The organism is Brachybacterium sp. 107 (genome assembly GCF_052379725.1).
In the GTDB taxonomy this organism is placed as follows: domain Bacteria; phylum Actinomycetota; class Actinomycetes; order Actinomycetales; family Dermabacteraceae; genus Brachybacterium.
Genome location: NZ_JBQSYW010000007.1, coordinates 154,299 through 170,282 on the forward strand (window position 1 = coordinate 154,299; position 15,984 = coordinate 170,282).

The following is a 15,984-nucleotide window of genomic DNA, read 5'->3' on the forward strand; positions in this document are numbered from 1 at the left end:
TAGGAGCCCGATGACCATCCCGATCCCTGCTGAGGACCCTCGGCACGTGCCCAACCGGGCCGTGATCGACCCCTCGGCGATCACCCAGAACACCCGCGCCCTGACCGGGCAGCTCGAGGAGCACACCGCCCTCATGGCCGTGGTCAAGGCCGACGGGTACGGGCACGGCATGCTCACCGCCGCCCGCGCCGCCCTCGAAGGCGGTGCCACCTGGCTCGGCGTCGCCCACCCCGCCAGCGCCCTCGCACTCAGCCGCGCCGGCCTCGACGTGCACATCCTGACCTGGCTGTACGAACCGCACACCGCCGCGATCGTGCTGCCCGAGGTGATCAGCTCGGGGATCGACGTGTCCGTCGGCTCGCCCGAGATGCTCGCGCTGGTCGCCGACGCCGCCCGCCAGGCCGACCGCCGCGCCCGCGTCCATCTGAAGATCGATACGGGCATGGGCCGCAACGGTGTCCTGCCCGAGCACATCCGGGAGATCGGTGCCGCCATGCGGGAGGACGACTTCATCGAGGTCGTCGCCGCCTGGACCCACCTGACCAGCGCGGACGATCCCGCGGACCCCTCCACCGATCGCGAGGTGGCGCTGTTCGACTCGGCCTGCGACGCGCTCGCCGACGAGGTCGGCCCGATCCCGCTGCAGCACCTGGCCAACTCCGCAGCCCTCCTGACCCGGCCCGACCTGCACCGCGACATCGTGCGCCCCGGAATCGCCCTGTACGGCTACCCGCCGGTGGCGACCGACGTCCAGTTGCGCCCGGCGATGACCCTCACCAGCCGCCTGGCCCTGGTCAAGGACGTCCCGGAAGGGCACAGCATCGGCTATGGCCGGATCCGCACCACCGCGCGGCGCACACGCCTGGGCCTGGTGCCGATCGGCTACGCCGACGGGTTGCACCGGGCCGGCAGCGACCAGTGCGAAGTGCTCGTGCGCACCGCTTCCGGCGACCGCCGCGCCCCCCAGGTGGGACGCATCAGCATGGACCAGATCGTCATCGACCTGGGACCGGACACCGACGCCCGCGCCGGCGACCAGGTGTTCCTGTTCGGCGACGCCGGGGAGGCGCCGACGGACCCCTCCGCCTCGACTGCCGAGGACTGGGCGCGCGCCGCCGGGACCATCCCCTACGAGGTCCTCACCTCGGTCTCCGGTCGGGTCACCCGCGAGGTGCGCGCATGACCCGCCACGGCGACCTCGAGGCCGGATCTCCCGAGGCCGGGTCCTTCGGTGCACGTGGTCTCGAGGGCCAGGACCCCGGCGCTCGGACCCTGGAACCCCGGCCTCTCGACGCCCGCACCCTGGAGGTCCGGACCCTCGACGCCGACGGGACCCGCGCCGTCGCGGTCGCCCTCGCCGGCGTGCTGCGGCCAGGCGACGTGCTGATCCTCGACGGGCCCCTGGGCGCCGGGAAGACCACCTTCACCCAGGGCCTCGGCGCCGGGCTGGAGGTGCGCGGCCCCGTCGCCTCCCCGACCTTCGTCATCGAGCGGGTGCACCCGAGCCTCCGTGGCGGCCCTGCCCTCGTGCACGTGGACGCCTACCGGCTGGGCGCCGACGGCGACATCGACGACCTCGACCTGGAGGCGGACCTCGACGAGGCCGTCACCGTCGTGGAATGGGGACGCGGCCGCGTGGAGCACCTCGTGGACTCCTACCTGCTCCTCGAGCTCGAGCGTCCCGACCAGGTGGACGACTCCGACGACCCCGACGAGCCCCGGACCCTGCGCCTGACCCCGAGCGGGCCACGCTGGGACCGGAGCTCCCGCGCCGAGCTGCGCGACGCCCTGTCCCCGCTGCCTGCTGTGACGGCCGACCGAGATGTGACGGCCGACCGAGATGTGACGGCCGACAGCGGTGTGGCGGCCGACGGCGGTGCGGCGGCCGACGGCGGTGCGGCGGCCGACGACGCCGTGACAGTCGACGGCGACTCCGTGACGACCGCACAGGCAGGCCCCCCGATCGGTCCCAGGACCGCATCGACTACTGAGGAGAACCGCTGATGCTGCTGGGAATCGACACCTCCGGGGCCGTGAGCGTCGCCGTGGCGCGCGGCGCCCTCGACGGCTCGACGCCGGAGATCCTCGCCGTGCGCGGGGACGAGCGCTCGCGTCATCACGACGAGGTGCTGCTGTCTCTCGTCGACGAGGCGATGGGAGCGGTCGGCGTGCAGCGCGCCGACCTCACCGGGCTCGTCGTGGGGCGCGGCCCGGGCCCCTTCACCGGTCTGCGCGTCGGGCTGGTGGCCGCACGCAGCATCGCCGGGGTGCTCGGGATCCCGCTGTACGGTCTCAGCTCCCTCGATGCCCTCGCCCACCAGGCGCTCGCCACCGCGGATACCTCGCCGGTGACGGTGGGCGTGGCGCTGGACGCACGACGCCGCGAGGTCTACCACGCCCGCTTCCGTCGGGACGAGGACGGCACGGTGACTCGCACCAGCGACCCCGCCGTCGACCTCCCGGCAGCTGTCTCCGAGGAGCTGTCGGCCTGCGATCTGCTCGTCGGTTCCGGGACGGCGATCTACCCGGATCTGCTACCGGCCACCGTGGAGATGGCCCATGTGGACGCCGGGCACCTCATCCTCGCCGCCGCGCAGCTGACGGGCCAGGGCATCGACCTCTCCAGCACCGAGCCGATGTACCTGCGCGCGCCCGACGCCGCCAAGCCCACCGCGCGCAAGAGCGCCCTGGGCCGCTGAGCGCGGGGCAGCGGAGATGACGACCGGAGCGGGCTCGGTCCCACCGTCCGACGGGACGCGTCCGGTAGCACCGGAGGCCTGGGCGCTGCGCCCCGCGACACTCGCCGACGTCGAGGAGATCGCCTTCGCCGAGCTCGAGCTGTTCCCCGACGAGGCCTGGACCGTGTTCCAGCTCGCCGAGGAGATCGAGCACCCGGATCGGCGCTACGTGCTCGCCGCCACGGGTGCTGAGGCGAGCGGTGAGCTGCTCGGCTATGCGGGGATCATGATCGGCGGAGACCTGGCTGATCTGCACACCATCGGTACCCTGCGTGAGGGCGTCGGCATCGGACGTGCACTGCTCGCCTGGTGCGAGGAACAGGCCCGTCGCGGGGGAGCGGAGCGCCTGCTTCTCGAGGTGCGCGAGGACAACGAACGGGCCCGGGCCTTCTACTCACGGTCCGGGTACCAGGAGATCGATCGCCGCCGGGGCTACTACCGGATCCGGGGCCGACGCATCGATGCCCTGGTCATGCAGCGCCAGCTCGGCGCCTGAGCCAACTCGCCCACCCGCACCCGCACCCGGACCCGCACCCCTCGCCCCACCCGCACCCCTCGCCCCACCCGCACCCCTCGCCGGTCTGGACCCGGTGGACGCCTGCCGAGTCCCTCGTTTCGTACCGAGGGTGGGACGTTTCGGTGGACTCGGTGGGCGTGTCGATGAAAAGGGGACGAACGCGCCGGTGGACGCCTGCCGAGTCCCTCGTTTCGTACCGAGGGTGGGACGTTTCGGTGGACTCGGTGGGCGTGTCGATGAAAAGGGGACGAACGCGCCGGTGGATGCCCGCCGAGTCCCTCGTTTCGTCCCGATGGTGGGACGTTTCGGTGGACTCGTGGACTCGTGGACTCGTGGACTCGTGGACTCGGTGGACTCGGTGGACCCGGTGGACCCGGGGGTCAGAGGAAGTCGCGCACCTTCTGGAACAGATCCGGGTAACGGCTGGTCAGCCGCACCACACCGATGCGCAGGCCGACCAGGAAGGCGATGACACCGACGGCGAACGAGACGATGCCGGCCACGAGCAGCAGCAAGTCGCTGCCCACGACGAGGCCCCAGATCGCCAGCCCTATCGTCGGGATCTGCGGCACGAACACCGCGACCATGGCGATCGTCATCGTGAGCATCGCGTTCGTGCTCGAGGCGGACTTGTCCTTCATCGGATTGGTACCGGGCGCGGACGCCGGGTAGGGCAGGATCGCCGAGATCGCGACCGAGCTGCCCCATCCGGTGGCCATCGAGCCGAGTGAGGCCAGCACGATGAGCGGGATGAGATGGGGCAGGCCGTACAGCAGCGGGATCACGGCGGCGACGACGATCACCGGCGGCACCATGAGCAGGGCCATCGCCGCGACCCGGCCCAGCAGGTTCGCACGCGCCGGAAGGTTTGCGGTGATGTTGACCCAGCCCGAGGGGCCGTCGAACCCGATCTCGTTGCACAGGGTGATCCCGCTGATACCGCACATCAGGACCACCATGGCGAGCATCATGGGCCGCGACTCCGGGAGCATCAGCCCCATCGCCACGAAGAACACGATGACCAGCGGATAGATGCCAATCGCGGCCAGGTAGCGGGTGTCACGGCGCCAGTACCGCAGCGACTTCCCCAGCACCGCACCGAAGGCCGTCGGCTTCACGAAGCGCGGCACCAGGGCGGAGACCTTCGTGGTCCCAGAGGAGGCATCGCCGGACAGGGCCGAGGTGAGCGAGGCATCGAGCGAACGACGCCACCACAGCCAGGTCAGCGCGATCGCGGCCGCCCCGATGACGAGGCGCACCAGCGCCGCCAGCACGTGGCCCTCGGCGAGGTCCATGGGAGCGGCGAAGAGAGCGCCGAAGGGTGTCCAGGCCAGCACGTCGATCACCGGGGGCAGCCAACGCATCAGGAAGTCCACGTCGATCTCCGCGACCTTCTGCATGCCCAGGGAGAAGCCGTAGATCACGGCGAGCATGACCAGCATGCCGATGATCCCGCCCAGCTCGCGCCCGCTGCGCGACGAGGCACGGCTCGCCGAATGCGCGAACCAGGCGCGCGGCAGCAGCAGGCACAGACCGAGCCCGGCGAGGTTCGCAGGGATCAGCAGCACGATGGCGGCGATGATCCACCCCACGCCGTGGCCGTAGAGCACCAGCCACAGCACCTCGAAGGCGGTGGCGATGACCAGCGCGACCAGGGTGAACAGGCTGGGCAGGCCGAGCACGGCCGCAGCGAACAGGCCGGGCTGCAGCTCCTTGCCGCTGCGCGGGAACAGTGCGAAACGGCGTGGATCCAGCGTGTCGTCGAGGCCGAAGGCCAGGACGGGGATCAGGAACCACAGCAGAACCGTCAGGGCGCCGAGGCCGCGGATGATCATCGGGAACAGATCACCCTCGCCGCTCCACAGCGTCGCGCCGAGGAAGGCGAACACCAGGCCGACGAGACCGCCCGCGCCGTACAGCACGCCGATGATGGTGCCGATGAGCTTGCCGATGTTCTTGCGGTAGGACCGCTTCCACAGGGTCCACTTCAGCGTCATCAGCAGGCGGATGAGGGACTTCTGGGAGACCGCGCCGTGGGCGACGTCCGTCGCGGACGCGGTGGCGGCGTGCTCGCTGCTCAGGACTCCAACCACGACAGGCTCCCTTCGGCGACGTCGCCGCCGCCCACGAGATCGATGAACGTCTGCACGAGGCTGCCGCCCTGGCGGACCTCGTCGAGCGTGCCGTCTGCCAGGAGCGCGCCGTCCGCGATGATCGCGACGTGGCTGCACAGGCCCTCGACCAGCTCCATCGCGTGGCTGGACAGCACCACGGTGCCGCCGCCGTCGACGTAGGCCGTGAGGATCTTCCGGATCACCTGTGCGGAGACGGGGTCGACCGCCTCGAGCGGCTCGTCGAGGATCAGCAGGCGCGGCGCATGGAGCAGGGCGCAGGCCAGAAGGATCTTCTTGGTCATGCCCGCCGAATAGTCGACGACGAGCTTGCCGTCCTCGCCCTCGAGGTCCAGAGCGGCGAGCAGCGATGCGCTGCGCTCCTCGACGACGTCGGCCTCCATGCCACGGATGAGGCCGACATAGGTCAGCAGTTCCCGACCGGTCAGCCGGTCGAAGGTGCGCAGACCGTCGGCCAGCACACCCAGCTGGCTCTTCGCGGCCGTGGGGGCGGCCCACATGTCGGTTCCGAGCACGTGCGCGGTGCCGCTGTCGGGCCGCAGCAGGCCGGTCGCCATCGAGAGGGTGGTGGTCTTGCCGGCGCCGTTGGGGCCCACCATCCCGTAGAAGGAGCCGCGCGGCACGTTGAGGGAGATCCCGTGGACCACCTCGGTCTTGCCGAAGGTCTTGCGCAGGCCGCGGATCGACAGCGCGGACTGCGTCGGGAGAGCGGTGTCGGCTCCGACGGGCGCCGCGGCACCCGTGACCGGCGCTGCAGGGCCGGGCGCGGACGGGGCAGAGGAGTCGGTCGCCGACGGAGCGGGGGAACCGGTCGGGGTCGAGGAGGACGGGTCGGCTGTGTGCATGGGATCACGCTACCGAGCGTCTGGTCGGCGTGGTGTCCTCCAGTCGGTGGGAACGGGGCCGACCTTCGTCGGGGTGCGCGCTCCGGGAGGCGTCCCGGAGGATGCTGTGCAACTAGGATGCGCAGGAGTCGTCCTGGCACCGAGGGAAGGAACCCCATGTCGAAGCTGCGCCCCACTCCGCGGGCACCTGGCCTGGCGCAGGAGGTCGAGGAGATCCCGCTCGGCGTGCGTCGCCTGGCAGCCTGGTCCTGGCGGATCCTCGTGATCGTCACTGCGACGGCGCTGATCCTCTACGGCCTGCTCCAGATCACCGGGATCGTCATCCCGGTGCTGCTCGCGGTTCTCCTCGCCGTGCTGCTGACCCCTGTGGTCAAGCTGCTCACGCGCTATACGTTCCTGGGTCGCGGGGCGGCCAGCGGGGTCGCCCTGCTCGGCCTGCTGCTCGTGGTCGCGGGCATGTTCACCCTCGCTGGTCGGCAGCTGATCGCCAAGTGGGCGGACATCCAGGACAAGCTGGTCACGGGCTTCGAATCCGTGTCGGAGTGGGCGAAGACGACCTTCCAGATCGATGCACCGATGATCAACTCGGCCCTCGACGAGGGGCTGGCCAAGCTCCAGGAGAACGCGGACACGCTGCTCAACTCGGCGGTCAGCACGGCCGCGGTGCTCGGCAACCTCGTCACCGGCGTCCTGATCATGCTGTTCACGCTGTTCTTCCTGCTCTCGAGCGGCCCGACGATCTGGCGCTGGGTCGTGGGGCTCCTGCCGCCGGCCGCCCGAACCGGCACTCACGAGGCATTCCGCCGGGGCTGGAAGGCGCTGTCGGCCTATGTGCGCACCCAGATCCTCGTGGCCGCCGTCGACGCCGTGGGCATCTCGATCGGCATGGTCGCCCTCGGCCTAGGCTCCTATGCGGTGCCGATCTGGCTGCTCGTGTTCCTGTTCTCCTTCATCCCGCTGGTCGGCGCGATCGCCTCGGGCATCATCGCCGTGCTCCTCGTGCTGGTGCTGCAGAACTGGATCTTCGCCCTGATCATGCTCGGCATCGTGCTGCTCGTGCAGCAGCTCGAAGGCAATGTGCTCCAGCCCCTGCTCATGGGCAAGGCCGTCGAGCTGCACCCGCTCGCCGTGTTCCTGGGCGTGGCCGGCGGCGCGATGATCGCCGGGATCCCCGGCGCCCTGTTCGCGATCCCGCTGATCGCGTTCGTCAACGCCACGCTGCTGTACATAGTGGGTCGTGATCCCAGCCCGGAGCTGGGTGTGGACTCCGCATCCCGGGATCATTTCGCGGCGCTCGCCGTGGGTCATCATCCCCATCTCGTTGATGTTGATGTTGATGCTGATGCTGATGCTGATGCTGAGTCGGATGTCAGCAGGGCCGAGGGCCGGGATACGAGCGACTCGCAGGCGCAGCCGGCGACCGTGTCGGAGGCGAAGTCCGCAGTACCGTCTGCAGACACCTCGGAGCAGTCGCCCGAGCAGGCCCCCGAATTCCCGACGAAGCCCACCCAGGAGTGACGCGGACGCGCCGGGCCTGAGTGCCCGGCGCGCACCGGGCGACAGAGAGCGGCCCCCGATCCGGCATCAGCTGGATCGGGGGCCGCTCTCGTCATGCTCCGGGCGGAGCATTGCGCACGGGGCGCATCACCTCACGGGGCGTAGGGCTTGGCCGTCAGGATCTCGATGGAGAACGACTTCCCGTTCGGTGCGGTGTACTCCACCGTGTCGCCCACCTTCGACCCGTGGATCGCACTGCCCAGCGGCGACTCGGAGGAGTACACCTCCAGGTCCGCGTTCTCTGCGATCTCCCGGTTGCCGAGCAGGAACGTGCGCTCCTTGCCGGCCATCGTGATGGCGACGACCATGCCGGGCTCGACGACACCGTCGTCCTTCGGCGCTTCGCCCACCACAGCATTCTTGAGGAGACGCTGGAGGTCGGCGATGCGAGCCTCCTGCTTCCCCTGTTCCTCACGGGCTGCGTGATAGCCGCCGTTCTCCTTGAGGTCGCCCTCGTCACGGGCAGCGGCGATGCGCTCCGCGATCTCGGTACGGCCCGGGCCCTCGAGCTCAGCGAGCTCCTGGGAAAGACGGTCGTACGCGTCCTGGGTGAGCCAGGCGCCATTCGGCTGGCTGCTCATGGGTTCACTCCTGTCGTCTTGGATCGAGCGCATCGAGGGCATCGTGAAAGAGCCCCCTATACGCGAATCACGGGGCACATGTCCTCATGCGCCCCGTGGTGCGGGTGATGATCACCGGCTCGATGCCGGTTTCGGGATACCTTACACCGCGCAATTCAGGGTTTCCCGAAGGCTCAAGGAGTTTCGCGCTGCGAGTAATTCGAGCGGCAGTTCCCAGGCGTCCGCCTCCCGGGGGCGGCTTCTGGGCGGATTCGACGGAGGGAGTCGGCCAGAGCGGTCACGATCAGGTGGGATCGGGGATCGGGGATCGGGGATCGGGGATCGGGGATCGAGGATCGGGGATCGAGGGCCGGAGATCGGGGGCCGAGGGCCGAGGGCCGGGGGCCGGGGGCCGGGGGTTCAGGGTCAGGCGGGCTCGCACGCCACGATCTCGGCTGAGACGGCTTTGCCCTGGGTGGAGATCTCCACCGAGTGCACGGTCTGGCGCTCCGTCTGGGCGGGGATGGTGGTCTCGACGAACCCGACCTGCGCGCGGCCCTCGTTGAGGGCCTGGATGCGGCAGGTGGCCTCGGTGCCAGGATCCATGGTGAGGGAGTACTGCACGGCGATGACGTCATCGGCCACGTGGTCGTATCCGACCAGGTCGGCCCGGATGGGTGGGCTCGCGACCCAGTAGCCGACCAGGGCGACCACGGCGAGGAAGGCAGCGGCGACGAGCGCGATGAGGATCCGGGCGGTGCGCTTCGAGATCTTCGGGGCGCCGTAGCGATCGGCCGGGCGCTGCAAGGTGCCGTTCATGAGTCCATCCTCCCAGACCTCTCGATGCTGACTTCCCAGGGGAGCGCAGGCGCCCGGGAGGGCCCGGTCACGTCTGTCGGCCCCGTGTCCGTCGCCCCGTGAACCCTCAGGCCACGTGGCGTACGATCGGACGCTGTAACGGCACGCCCGAGATGCCGCTGCCGGGCCCCGGGGTGCCTCGTCCCCGAGCCGATGATCCGAGGAGAACCGTGACCGTCCAGTTGCCAGCGCCCGATGAAACCCTGCGGATGGTGGCCGTCCACGCGCACCCGGATGACGAGTCCTCCAAGGGGGCCGGTACGACCGCGCGCTATGCCCGCGAGGGTGTGCAGGTCACGGTCATCACCTGCACCGGCGGGGAGCGCGGGGACGTGCTGAACCCTCGGCTGCGCGACGATCCCACCCTGACCCGCGACGTCCTGCCGACCGTGCGGCGCCAGGAGATGGCTGCGGCCCAGGAGATCCTCGGCGTGGATCATGAATGGCTGGGCTTCGTCGATTCGGGGCTTCCTGAGGGTGATCCGCTGCCCCCGCTCCCCGCGGGCAGCTTCGCCACCTTGAGCCCCGAGGAGGCCGCCCGCCCGCTGGTGGAAGCCATCCGTCGGCTGCGCCCGCACGTGCTGACCACGTACGACGAGAACGGCGGCTATCCGCACCCCGATCACATCCAGACCAACCGGATCAGCGTCGCGGCCTTCGACCTCGCCGCGGATCCGCACTTCGCTCCGGAGCTCGGTGAGCCCTGGGCGGTCGCCAAGCTCTACTACATCAACGGATTCCATCGTCAACGGTTCTCCGCCGTCGCTCGGCACCTGCGGGCCGCCGGCGCTCCGAACGAGGAGCTCGAGCAGATGATGGAACGCTTCGACGAGTCGACGGACCGGTTGCTGACGACCAGGATCGACGTGCGCGACTATCTCGGGGTGCGCGATGACGCTCTGCGCGCGCACGCCACCCAGGTGGACCCCGACGGTCCGTTCTTCCGGATCTCGCATGATGTGGAGACCGCGGTGTGGGGCACCGAGGACTACGAGCTGCACATCTCCCGGATCGGCGTGAAGCTGCCGGAGAACGACCTGTTCGCCGGGCTGCGCGACGAGACGATCGAGGCTCGCGCATGATCGGTGCGCAGTTCAAGTCCGCGGCAGGCATGCTCCTGGCCGACCCCTTCCCCTCGGATGGTGGTCCCTCGGACGGCGGCGGCTTCACCTCCGTCTCCGTCTCCCCGGGCCTGCCCGGCTTCATCGCGATGTTCATCCTCGCGGTGGCCGTGGTGCTGCTGGTGCTCGACATGACCCGACGCACGCGACGCGTCAAGGCTCGCGCCGCAGTGCAGGAGCGCATGGACGCCGAGCAGGCCGAGCGCGACGCCACCGCGGCGGCCTCTGAGGGCGAGGACGCCCCTGAGGGCACCGCGGGTCCCCTGCGTCCCGGCGATCCCTCCGACGTCGATGACGCCGAGGACCAGGCCCCGCGGGAGGCGGCGGAGGAGAGCTCGCTCGAGACCTCGGGCGACGTGGCGGGCATCCCAGCAGATCCTCGGCCCTCGCCAGCGCACGACGTCGATCGCGACTCCGACGACGACGCCGACGGCTCGGGCGGCGACGACCGCCGCTGAGACGTTGGCCGTCGCCGAGACGTCGGCCGCCGTGGGGGATCGCTGTGTCCCTCAGGTGGGGGCGGCCGCTCCGCTCAGGCGGCGGCGGACAAGTCGCTCGGACGGCCGCGGCCACGCGGCTCTGACGACGTCGCCGTCCCGTTCAGACGACGGCGGTCGCGACCGCGGCGAAGTGGCAGCCGAAGCCGATCAGCGTTCCCGCGTGGAAGATCTCGTGGAATCCGAACCAGGCAGGTGACGGGTTGGGCTTCTTGAGCGCATAGACGACGGCGCCGACCGTGTAGGCCAGGCCGCCGATGGACAGCAGCCAGACCACGGACCAGCCGGCAGAAGCCTGGAGGGCCGGCATGTAGAAGACCGCCACCCAGCCCAGGGCGACGTAGGCCGGGACGTACAGCCAGCGCGGGGCGTTCGTCCAGAACAGACGGAAGCACACGCCGACCAGCGCACCGCCCCACGCGATGCCGAGCAGGGTGATCGCCTGGCGCGGGGCGAGCATCGCCACCGCGATGGGGGTGTACGTGCCGGCGATGATGAGGAAGATGTTCGCGTGGTCGAAGCGGCGCAGCATGATCGCGCGCTGGGGCGTCCAGGTGCCGCGGTGGTAGACGGCGCTGATGCCGAACAGCATCCCCGCGGTCAGCACGAAGACGGCACACGCGAGCCGCACCGCGAGCGTGTCGCCGAACGCGACCAGCAGCAGACCGGCCACCAGCGAGGTGGGGAAAGCGATCAGGTGGAGCATGCCCCGCAGCCGTGGCTTCGGCAGCTGCAGCCCGAGCTGAGCGGCCCGAGCGGCCATCGCCCGTGTCAGGGTCTTCGGGGCGAAGGGATGAGTCTCCGCCGTGGGGATCCCCGCGTCGGGGTCGATGCGGGGAGCTCCTGACTCTGCCATCGCCTCCGCGGCCTCCTGCAGCGCTGGATCCTCCGCCGAGACGGCAGTGCGAGCTGTGGGGGAGGAGCTGGGTGCTGCGGCATGGTCCCGCCGGGTGGCGTGCGATGGAGTGGTCCTCGAGGAGCTGTCGCCGTCCTCGGGACGCGGCCCGTTAGTCATGCCGAAATCGTAACCTACGGCAACGTAACTTAGCGGTGCCCCACGTGACGATCCGGTGAGGATTGCGGGGAAACGGCGAGGTCGGCATCCCGCATCGTCGATACTGGATGGGTGCGGCGTCATGGGTCGGGCCGCACAGAGCGTGCCGTGCACGGACCCGGCGCCCCACGGCGGCCGGGGCATCACCTCGGACCCTGTGAACGGAGGCTGCAATGGATGACGACGGCCTTCTGTATCGCGTCTACGAACGTCGGCTCACCAAGGAGCTCGAAGCCTTCGAGCTCCCGCAGCATCTCGGCGTCATCGTCGACGGCAACCGGCGCTGGGCGAAAGAGGCCGGCGAGTCCACCGAGCATGGTCATCGAGCCGGCGCCGCGAAGATCGTCGAATTCCTCTCCTGGTGCGAGGATCTGAAGATCCCGCTGGTCACCGTGTGGATGCTGTCCACCGACAATCTGAGCCGCCCGCCCGAGGAGCTCGTCGCGCTCTACGAGATCATCGCCTCGACCGTCGCGCAGATCGCCGAGGCAGGCTATTGCGTGCGGCTGACCGGCACCGCGGAGGCGCTGCCCGACGACGTCCGCGCCGGCATCGCCCGGATCCAGGAGCGCGCCGCCCCGGACTCCGAGCTCACGGTCAACGTCGCCATCGGCTATGGCGGCCGCGAGGAGATCGTCGACGCCGTGCAGGAGCTCGTGCGCGACCTCGGCGCGCAGGGCCGCTCCCCGGAGGACATCGCCGCCGCGATCAGCGTCGACTCGATCACGGAGCACCTCTACACCCGGGGGCAGCCGGATCCTGATCTGATCATCCGCACCTCGGGCGAACAGCGACTGTCCGGATTCCTGCTCTGGCAGTCGGTCCACTCCGAGTACTGGTTCTGCGAGACCTATTGGCCGGGCTTCCGCCGGATCGACCTCCTGCGCGCGCTGCGCGACTTCTGCCGACGAGAGCGACGCTACGGAGTCTGACCTCTACACCACCGTCGTCCAGGCCCGGTCCACACCCTGGTTGAGCACTGACGTCGGCCTCGCGCGTCGCCCCGACCGTCGGCCTGACCGTCAGCCCGGACGCCGGCCTCGACCGTCGGACCCAGCCGTCGGGCCCAGTCGCCGGGCCCAGTCGTCGGGCCCAGTCGTCGGGCCCAGTCGCCGGGCCCAACCGTCGGCCATGAGGCACCGACGGTCGCCGATCATGTGCCCGCGCCTCCCGCCCCGGGCGTGTGACCGGTGGCACACTGGTTCCATCGGGTGCTCGGCAGAACACCCGGTGACGATCGGGTGAACGTCGAACCCGCCGACGGCGGGACGCGCCCGTGAGCGGGTGAGGACCCCGCTAGGGTCCAGGCATCCGCGCGATTTCGGGAGGCTCCGATGGACGACACCACCACAGCCCGCGAGACGATGTCCGCACAGACGGACGTCACAGGCTCCGGTACGAGGTTCACGTCGGGGGTGATCGGAGCCGCGAACAGGGACGGCTCGCCGGTGGTGCCCTCGTTGCGTCCCGGAGGAGCTCAGCAGATCCTCTCGGGCGTGGAGACCGGAGTGATCACCTACGTGGTGGACACTTCGGTGCTGCTGTCGGACCCGCTCTCGCTGCACCGCTTCGCCGAGCATGACGTCGTGCTGCCGATCGTGGTCGTCACCGAGCTCGAGGCGAAGCGGCACCATCCCGACCTCGGCTACTTCGCCCGGCAGGCGCTGCGTCTGCTCGATGATCTGCGCGAGCAGCACGGGAATCTCTCCGTGCCCCTGCCGATCGGCAAGGACGGCGGGCATGTGCAGGTGGAGCTCAACCACATGAACACCGCTTCGCTGCCCGACGGCTTCCGCCTCGGGGACAACGACACCCGTATCCTCGCGGTCGCCAAGAACCTGCAGCTCGAGGGCAAGGACGTCGTGCTGGTCTCCAAGGACCTGCCGATGCGCATCAAGGCCTCCGCCTCCGGGATCCATGCCGAGGAGTACCGGGCGGAGCTCGCCCGGGACCGCGGCTACACGGGCATGGTCACGACCTCGGTCGACGAGCAGACCATGACCGACCTCTACGACGGCCAGGTCGTCGAGATCCCCGAGGTCGCCCATCAGCCAGTGCACACCGGGCTGACGATCACCAGCCCGCGCGGCTCGGCACTGGGGCGGGTCACCCGGGACCGGCAGGTGACGCTGGTCCAGGGCGACCAGACCGTCTTCGGCGTCTCCGGTCGCTCCGCCGAGCAGCGCGTCGCGATCGATCTGCTCCAGGACGAGTCCGTCGGGATCGTCTCCCTGGGCGGTCGCGCCGGTACCGGGAAGAGCGCGCTCGCCCTGTGCGCCGGCCTCGAAGCGGTCCTCGAACGGCGCACCCAGCGCAAGATCATGGTGTTCCGTCCGCTGTTCGCCGTGGGCGGCCAGGAGCTCGGCTTCCTGCCCGGTGACCAGGGCGAGAAGATGGGACCCTGGGGCCAGGCCGTGTTCGACACGCTCAGCTCGATGGTCTCCCAGAACGTCATCGACGAGGTGCTCTCGCGGGGCATGCTCGAGGTGATGCCGTTGACCCATATCCGCGGACGCTCCCTGCACGACGCCTTCGTGATCGTCGACGAGGCGCAGTCCCTGGAGCGCAACGTGCTGCTGACCATGCTCTCCCGTGTCGGGCAGAACTCCCGTGTGGTGCTCACCCACGACGTGGCCCAGCGCGACAACCTCCGGATCGGTCGGTACGACGGCATCGCCTCGGTCGTGGAGGCGCTCAAGGAGAAGGAGCTGTTCGCACACATCACGCTGCAGCGCTCCGAGCGGTCCAAGGTCGCCGAACTGGTCACCCACGTCCTGGACGAGCCGGTGTTCTGAGCCGAGGTCGAGGTCGAGGTCGGGGCTGGGGCCGGGGCCGGGGCTCGGCCGACGTCGTCCCCGTCCCCAGCCCCGGCCCCCGGTCCGCGCTCGTCATCCCCGCCTGTCGCTCGTCATCCCCGCCTGTCGCTCGTCATCCCCGCCTGTCGCTCGCCATCCCCGCCTGTCGCTCGCCATCCCCATCTCTCGATCGCCACATCGTGCTGACTGGCGCGTCAGATGCAGGGTGCCTCGTATAACTGCTGCTTGCACACCAGGCGACGGTGGATGCGGTGGCACGTGCTGACTGGCGCGTCACATGCAGGGTGCCCCGTATACGTGCTGCCTGCACACCAGGCGACGGTGGATGCGGTCGCACCTCGCTATCGACTCGCCGTAGCGAGGGGTACAGGTGGAGTAGAGGCTCAGGAGCGCAGATGCTGCAGGCAGGCAGGGGCGCAGGTGGTGCAGGCGGCCACGGAAGGACGATCGGCACGGGTAGGGCCCGCGGCGCTCGAGCGCGAGACCGACGGCATCGGCGACCCTGGCTCGGTTCGGTCGGACCTGGCTCCGCACTTCACCTTTCGGTGCGGCTGAGGCCAGCTCGGACCGGGACTGTCACCAGGCTGGCTCTGGCTCTGGCTCTGGCTCCGGCTCCGGCCCGGCCCGGCCCGGCCGTGGCTCCGGCCCTGGCTCCGGCTCCTGGCCCTTGCCAAGACCCTGGTGCGGTGCGTCTCTCTCTCCTCCCCATACCGGGTCGGTCCACACCGGCACTCCTCTGCCCTCGAACTCACCACATCTGGTGATGGGGTGCGCGCATGGAGATCCCCGGAATCCGTCATCGGAACCAGCTTCGGCGGGAGGGCTGGACACGGCGCGAGCTCGACCGATGGAAGCGGTCCGGCGCGACCGTCAGCAGGCAGCCGTGGTACCTGACCGATTCTGCACCGCCGGCGCTTGTCGGCCTTCTGGCGTTAGGTGTTCGGCCCACGTGCTTGGACGCGGCGCTGTTCCACGGACTCTGGGTGCCCCGCGGTGATGGTGTGCACGTGTACCGGCCCCGGGCAGGAGCGAACCGGGAGCAGCTCGAATCGATGAAGGTCGCGCCGCTGCGTCGGTGGAAGTCCGACGATGCCGAGAATCCGGGCCGTCAGGAAGCGCTGGTCCTCCACGACACGACTCCGCGAGCATGGCCTGATGACGACCCTGTGCCCGGATTGGACCTCGTCCTCGAGCACGCGGCCCGCTGTCTTCCGATCGTGGACACGGCAGTTCTCCTGGAGTCCGCCGTGCAGAGGAAGCGGATGAACTTCGGCGCAGCTCGGGCGCTG

Annotated in this window: 14 protein-coding genes; 9 read left to right on the plus strand and 5 right to left on the minus strand. The window is 70.0% G+C overall.

Going from position 1 to position 15,984, the window contains the following annotated elements:
• The first annotated feature begins 10 nt into the window (after window positions 1-10).
• Genes alr through ACT3UL_RS10155 form a run of 4 tightly spaced genes read left to right on the plus strand, consistent with a single transcriptional unit; the run spans window position 11 to window position 3,234 of the window.
• Window positions 11-1,183, plus strand: a complete 1,173-nt coding sequence (gene alr / locus ACT3UL_RS10140; protein ID WP_444578115.1) for an alanine racemase — start codon at window positions 11-13, stop codon at window positions 1,181-1,183.
• On the plus strand, window positions 1,180-2,004 hold the full coding sequence (gene tsaE / locus ACT3UL_RS10145; protein ID WP_444578117.1) for a tRNA (adenosine(37)-N6)-threonylcarbamoyltransferase complex ATPase subunit type 1 TsaE: 825 nt from the start codon (window positions 1,180-1,182) through the stop codon (window positions 2,002-2,004). The genes alr and tsaE overlap by 4 nt, the downstream gene beginning before the upstream one ends.
• Window positions 2,004-2,699 (plus strand): tRNA (adenosine(37)-N6)-threonylcarbamoyltransferase complex dimerization subunit type 1 TsaB, encoded by a 696-nt coding sequence (tsaB, locus tag ACT3UL_RS10150; RefSeq protein WP_444578119.1) that lies wholly within the window; start codon window positions 2,004-2,006, stop codon window positions 2,697-2,699. The genes tsaE and tsaB overlap by 1 nt, the downstream gene beginning before the upstream one ends.
• Before the next feature lie 16 nt (window positions 2,700-2,715).
• Entirely contained in the window at window positions 2,716-3,234 is a 519-nt protein-coding gene (locus ACT3UL_RS10155) for a GNAT family N-acetyltransferase (RefSeq protein ID WP_444578121.1), read from the plus strand.
• A gap of 401 nt (window positions 3,235-3,635) precedes the next feature.
• Here ACT3UL_RS10155 and ACT3UL_RS10160 read toward each other — a convergent pair whose 3' ends face one another.
• On the minus strand, window positions 3,636-5,348 hold the full coding sequence (locus tag ACT3UL_RS10160; RefSeq protein WP_444578122.1) for a hypothetical protein: 1,713 nt from the start codon (window positions 5,346-5,348) through the stop codon (window positions 3,636-3,638).
• Window positions 5,333-6,232, minus strand: coding sequence for an ABC transporter ATP-binding protein (locus tag ACT3UL_RS10165; protein WP_444578124.1), 900 nt, complete (start codon window positions 6,230-6,232; stop codon window positions 5,333-5,335). The genes ACT3UL_RS10160 and ACT3UL_RS10165 overlap by 16 nt, the downstream gene beginning before the upstream one ends.
• A gap of 156 nt (window positions 6,233-6,388) precedes the next feature.
• On the opposite strand from ACT3UL_RS10165, the gene ACT3UL_RS10170 reads away from it, so the two are divergent.
• Entirely contained in the window at window positions 6,389-7,750 is a 1,362-nt protein-coding gene (locus ACT3UL_RS10170; protein WP_444578125.1) for an AI-2E family transporter, read from the plus strand.
• 131 nt (window positions 7,751-7,881) lie between these two features.
• Here ACT3UL_RS10170 and greA read toward each other — a convergent pair whose 3' ends face one another.
• Both greA and ACT3UL_RS10180 read right to left on the minus strand, forming a co-directional pair.
• On the minus strand, window positions 7,882-8,370 hold the full coding sequence (greA, locus tag ACT3UL_RS10175) for a transcription elongation factor GreA (RefSeq protein WP_444578126.1): 489 nt from the start codon (window positions 8,368-8,370) through the stop codon (window positions 7,882-7,884).
• A 405-nt stretch (window positions 8,371-8,775) separates the two neighbouring features.
• Window positions 8,776-9,168: a DUF4307 domain-containing protein gene (locus tag ACT3UL_RS10180; RefSeq protein ID WP_444578127.1), complete on the minus strand. Its 393-nt coding sequence runs from the start codon at window positions 9,166-9,168 to the stop codon at window positions 8,776-8,778.
• Window positions 9,169-9,377: 209 nt separating this feature from the next.
• Here ACT3UL_RS10180 and mca point away from each other — a divergent pair, with 209 nt between their 5' ends.
• Complete coding sequence (gene mca, locus ACT3UL_RS10185) at window positions 9,378-10,289, plus strand: mycothiol conjugate amidase Mca (protein ID WP_444578129.1); 912 nt, start codon at window positions 9,378-9,380, stop codon at window positions 10,287-10,289.
• Entirely contained in the window at window positions 10,286-10,786 is a 501-nt protein-coding gene (locus tag ACT3UL_RS10190; protein ID WP_444578130.1) for a hypothetical protein, read from the plus strand. Before mca ends, ACT3UL_RS10190 begins: the two co-directional genes overlap by 4 nt.
• A 142-nt stretch (window positions 10,787-10,928) precedes the next feature.
• Here the strand turns inward: ACT3UL_RS10190 and trhA are convergent, their stop codons facing one another.
• Window positions 10,929-11,840, minus strand: a complete 912-nt coding sequence (trhA, locus tag ACT3UL_RS10195) for a PAQR family membrane homeostasis protein TrhA (protein WP_444578132.1) — start codon at window positions 11,838-11,840, stop codon at window positions 10,929-10,931.
• 212 nt (window positions 11,841-12,052) lie between these two features.
• On the opposite strand from trhA, the gene ACT3UL_RS10200 reads away from it, so the two are divergent.
• Window positions 12,053-12,811 (plus strand): isoprenyl transferase, encoded by a 759-nt coding sequence (locus tag ACT3UL_RS10200; RefSeq protein WP_444578133.1) that lies wholly within the window; start codon window positions 12,053-12,055, stop codon window positions 12,809-12,811.
• 402 nt (window positions 12,812-13,213) lie between these two features.
• Window positions 13,214-14,674, plus strand: coding sequence for a PhoH family protein (locus ACT3UL_RS10205; RefSeq protein WP_444578134.1), 1,461 nt, complete (start codon window positions 13,214-13,216; stop codon window positions 14,672-14,674).
• Window positions 14,675-15,984 lie beyond the last annotated feature (1,310 nt).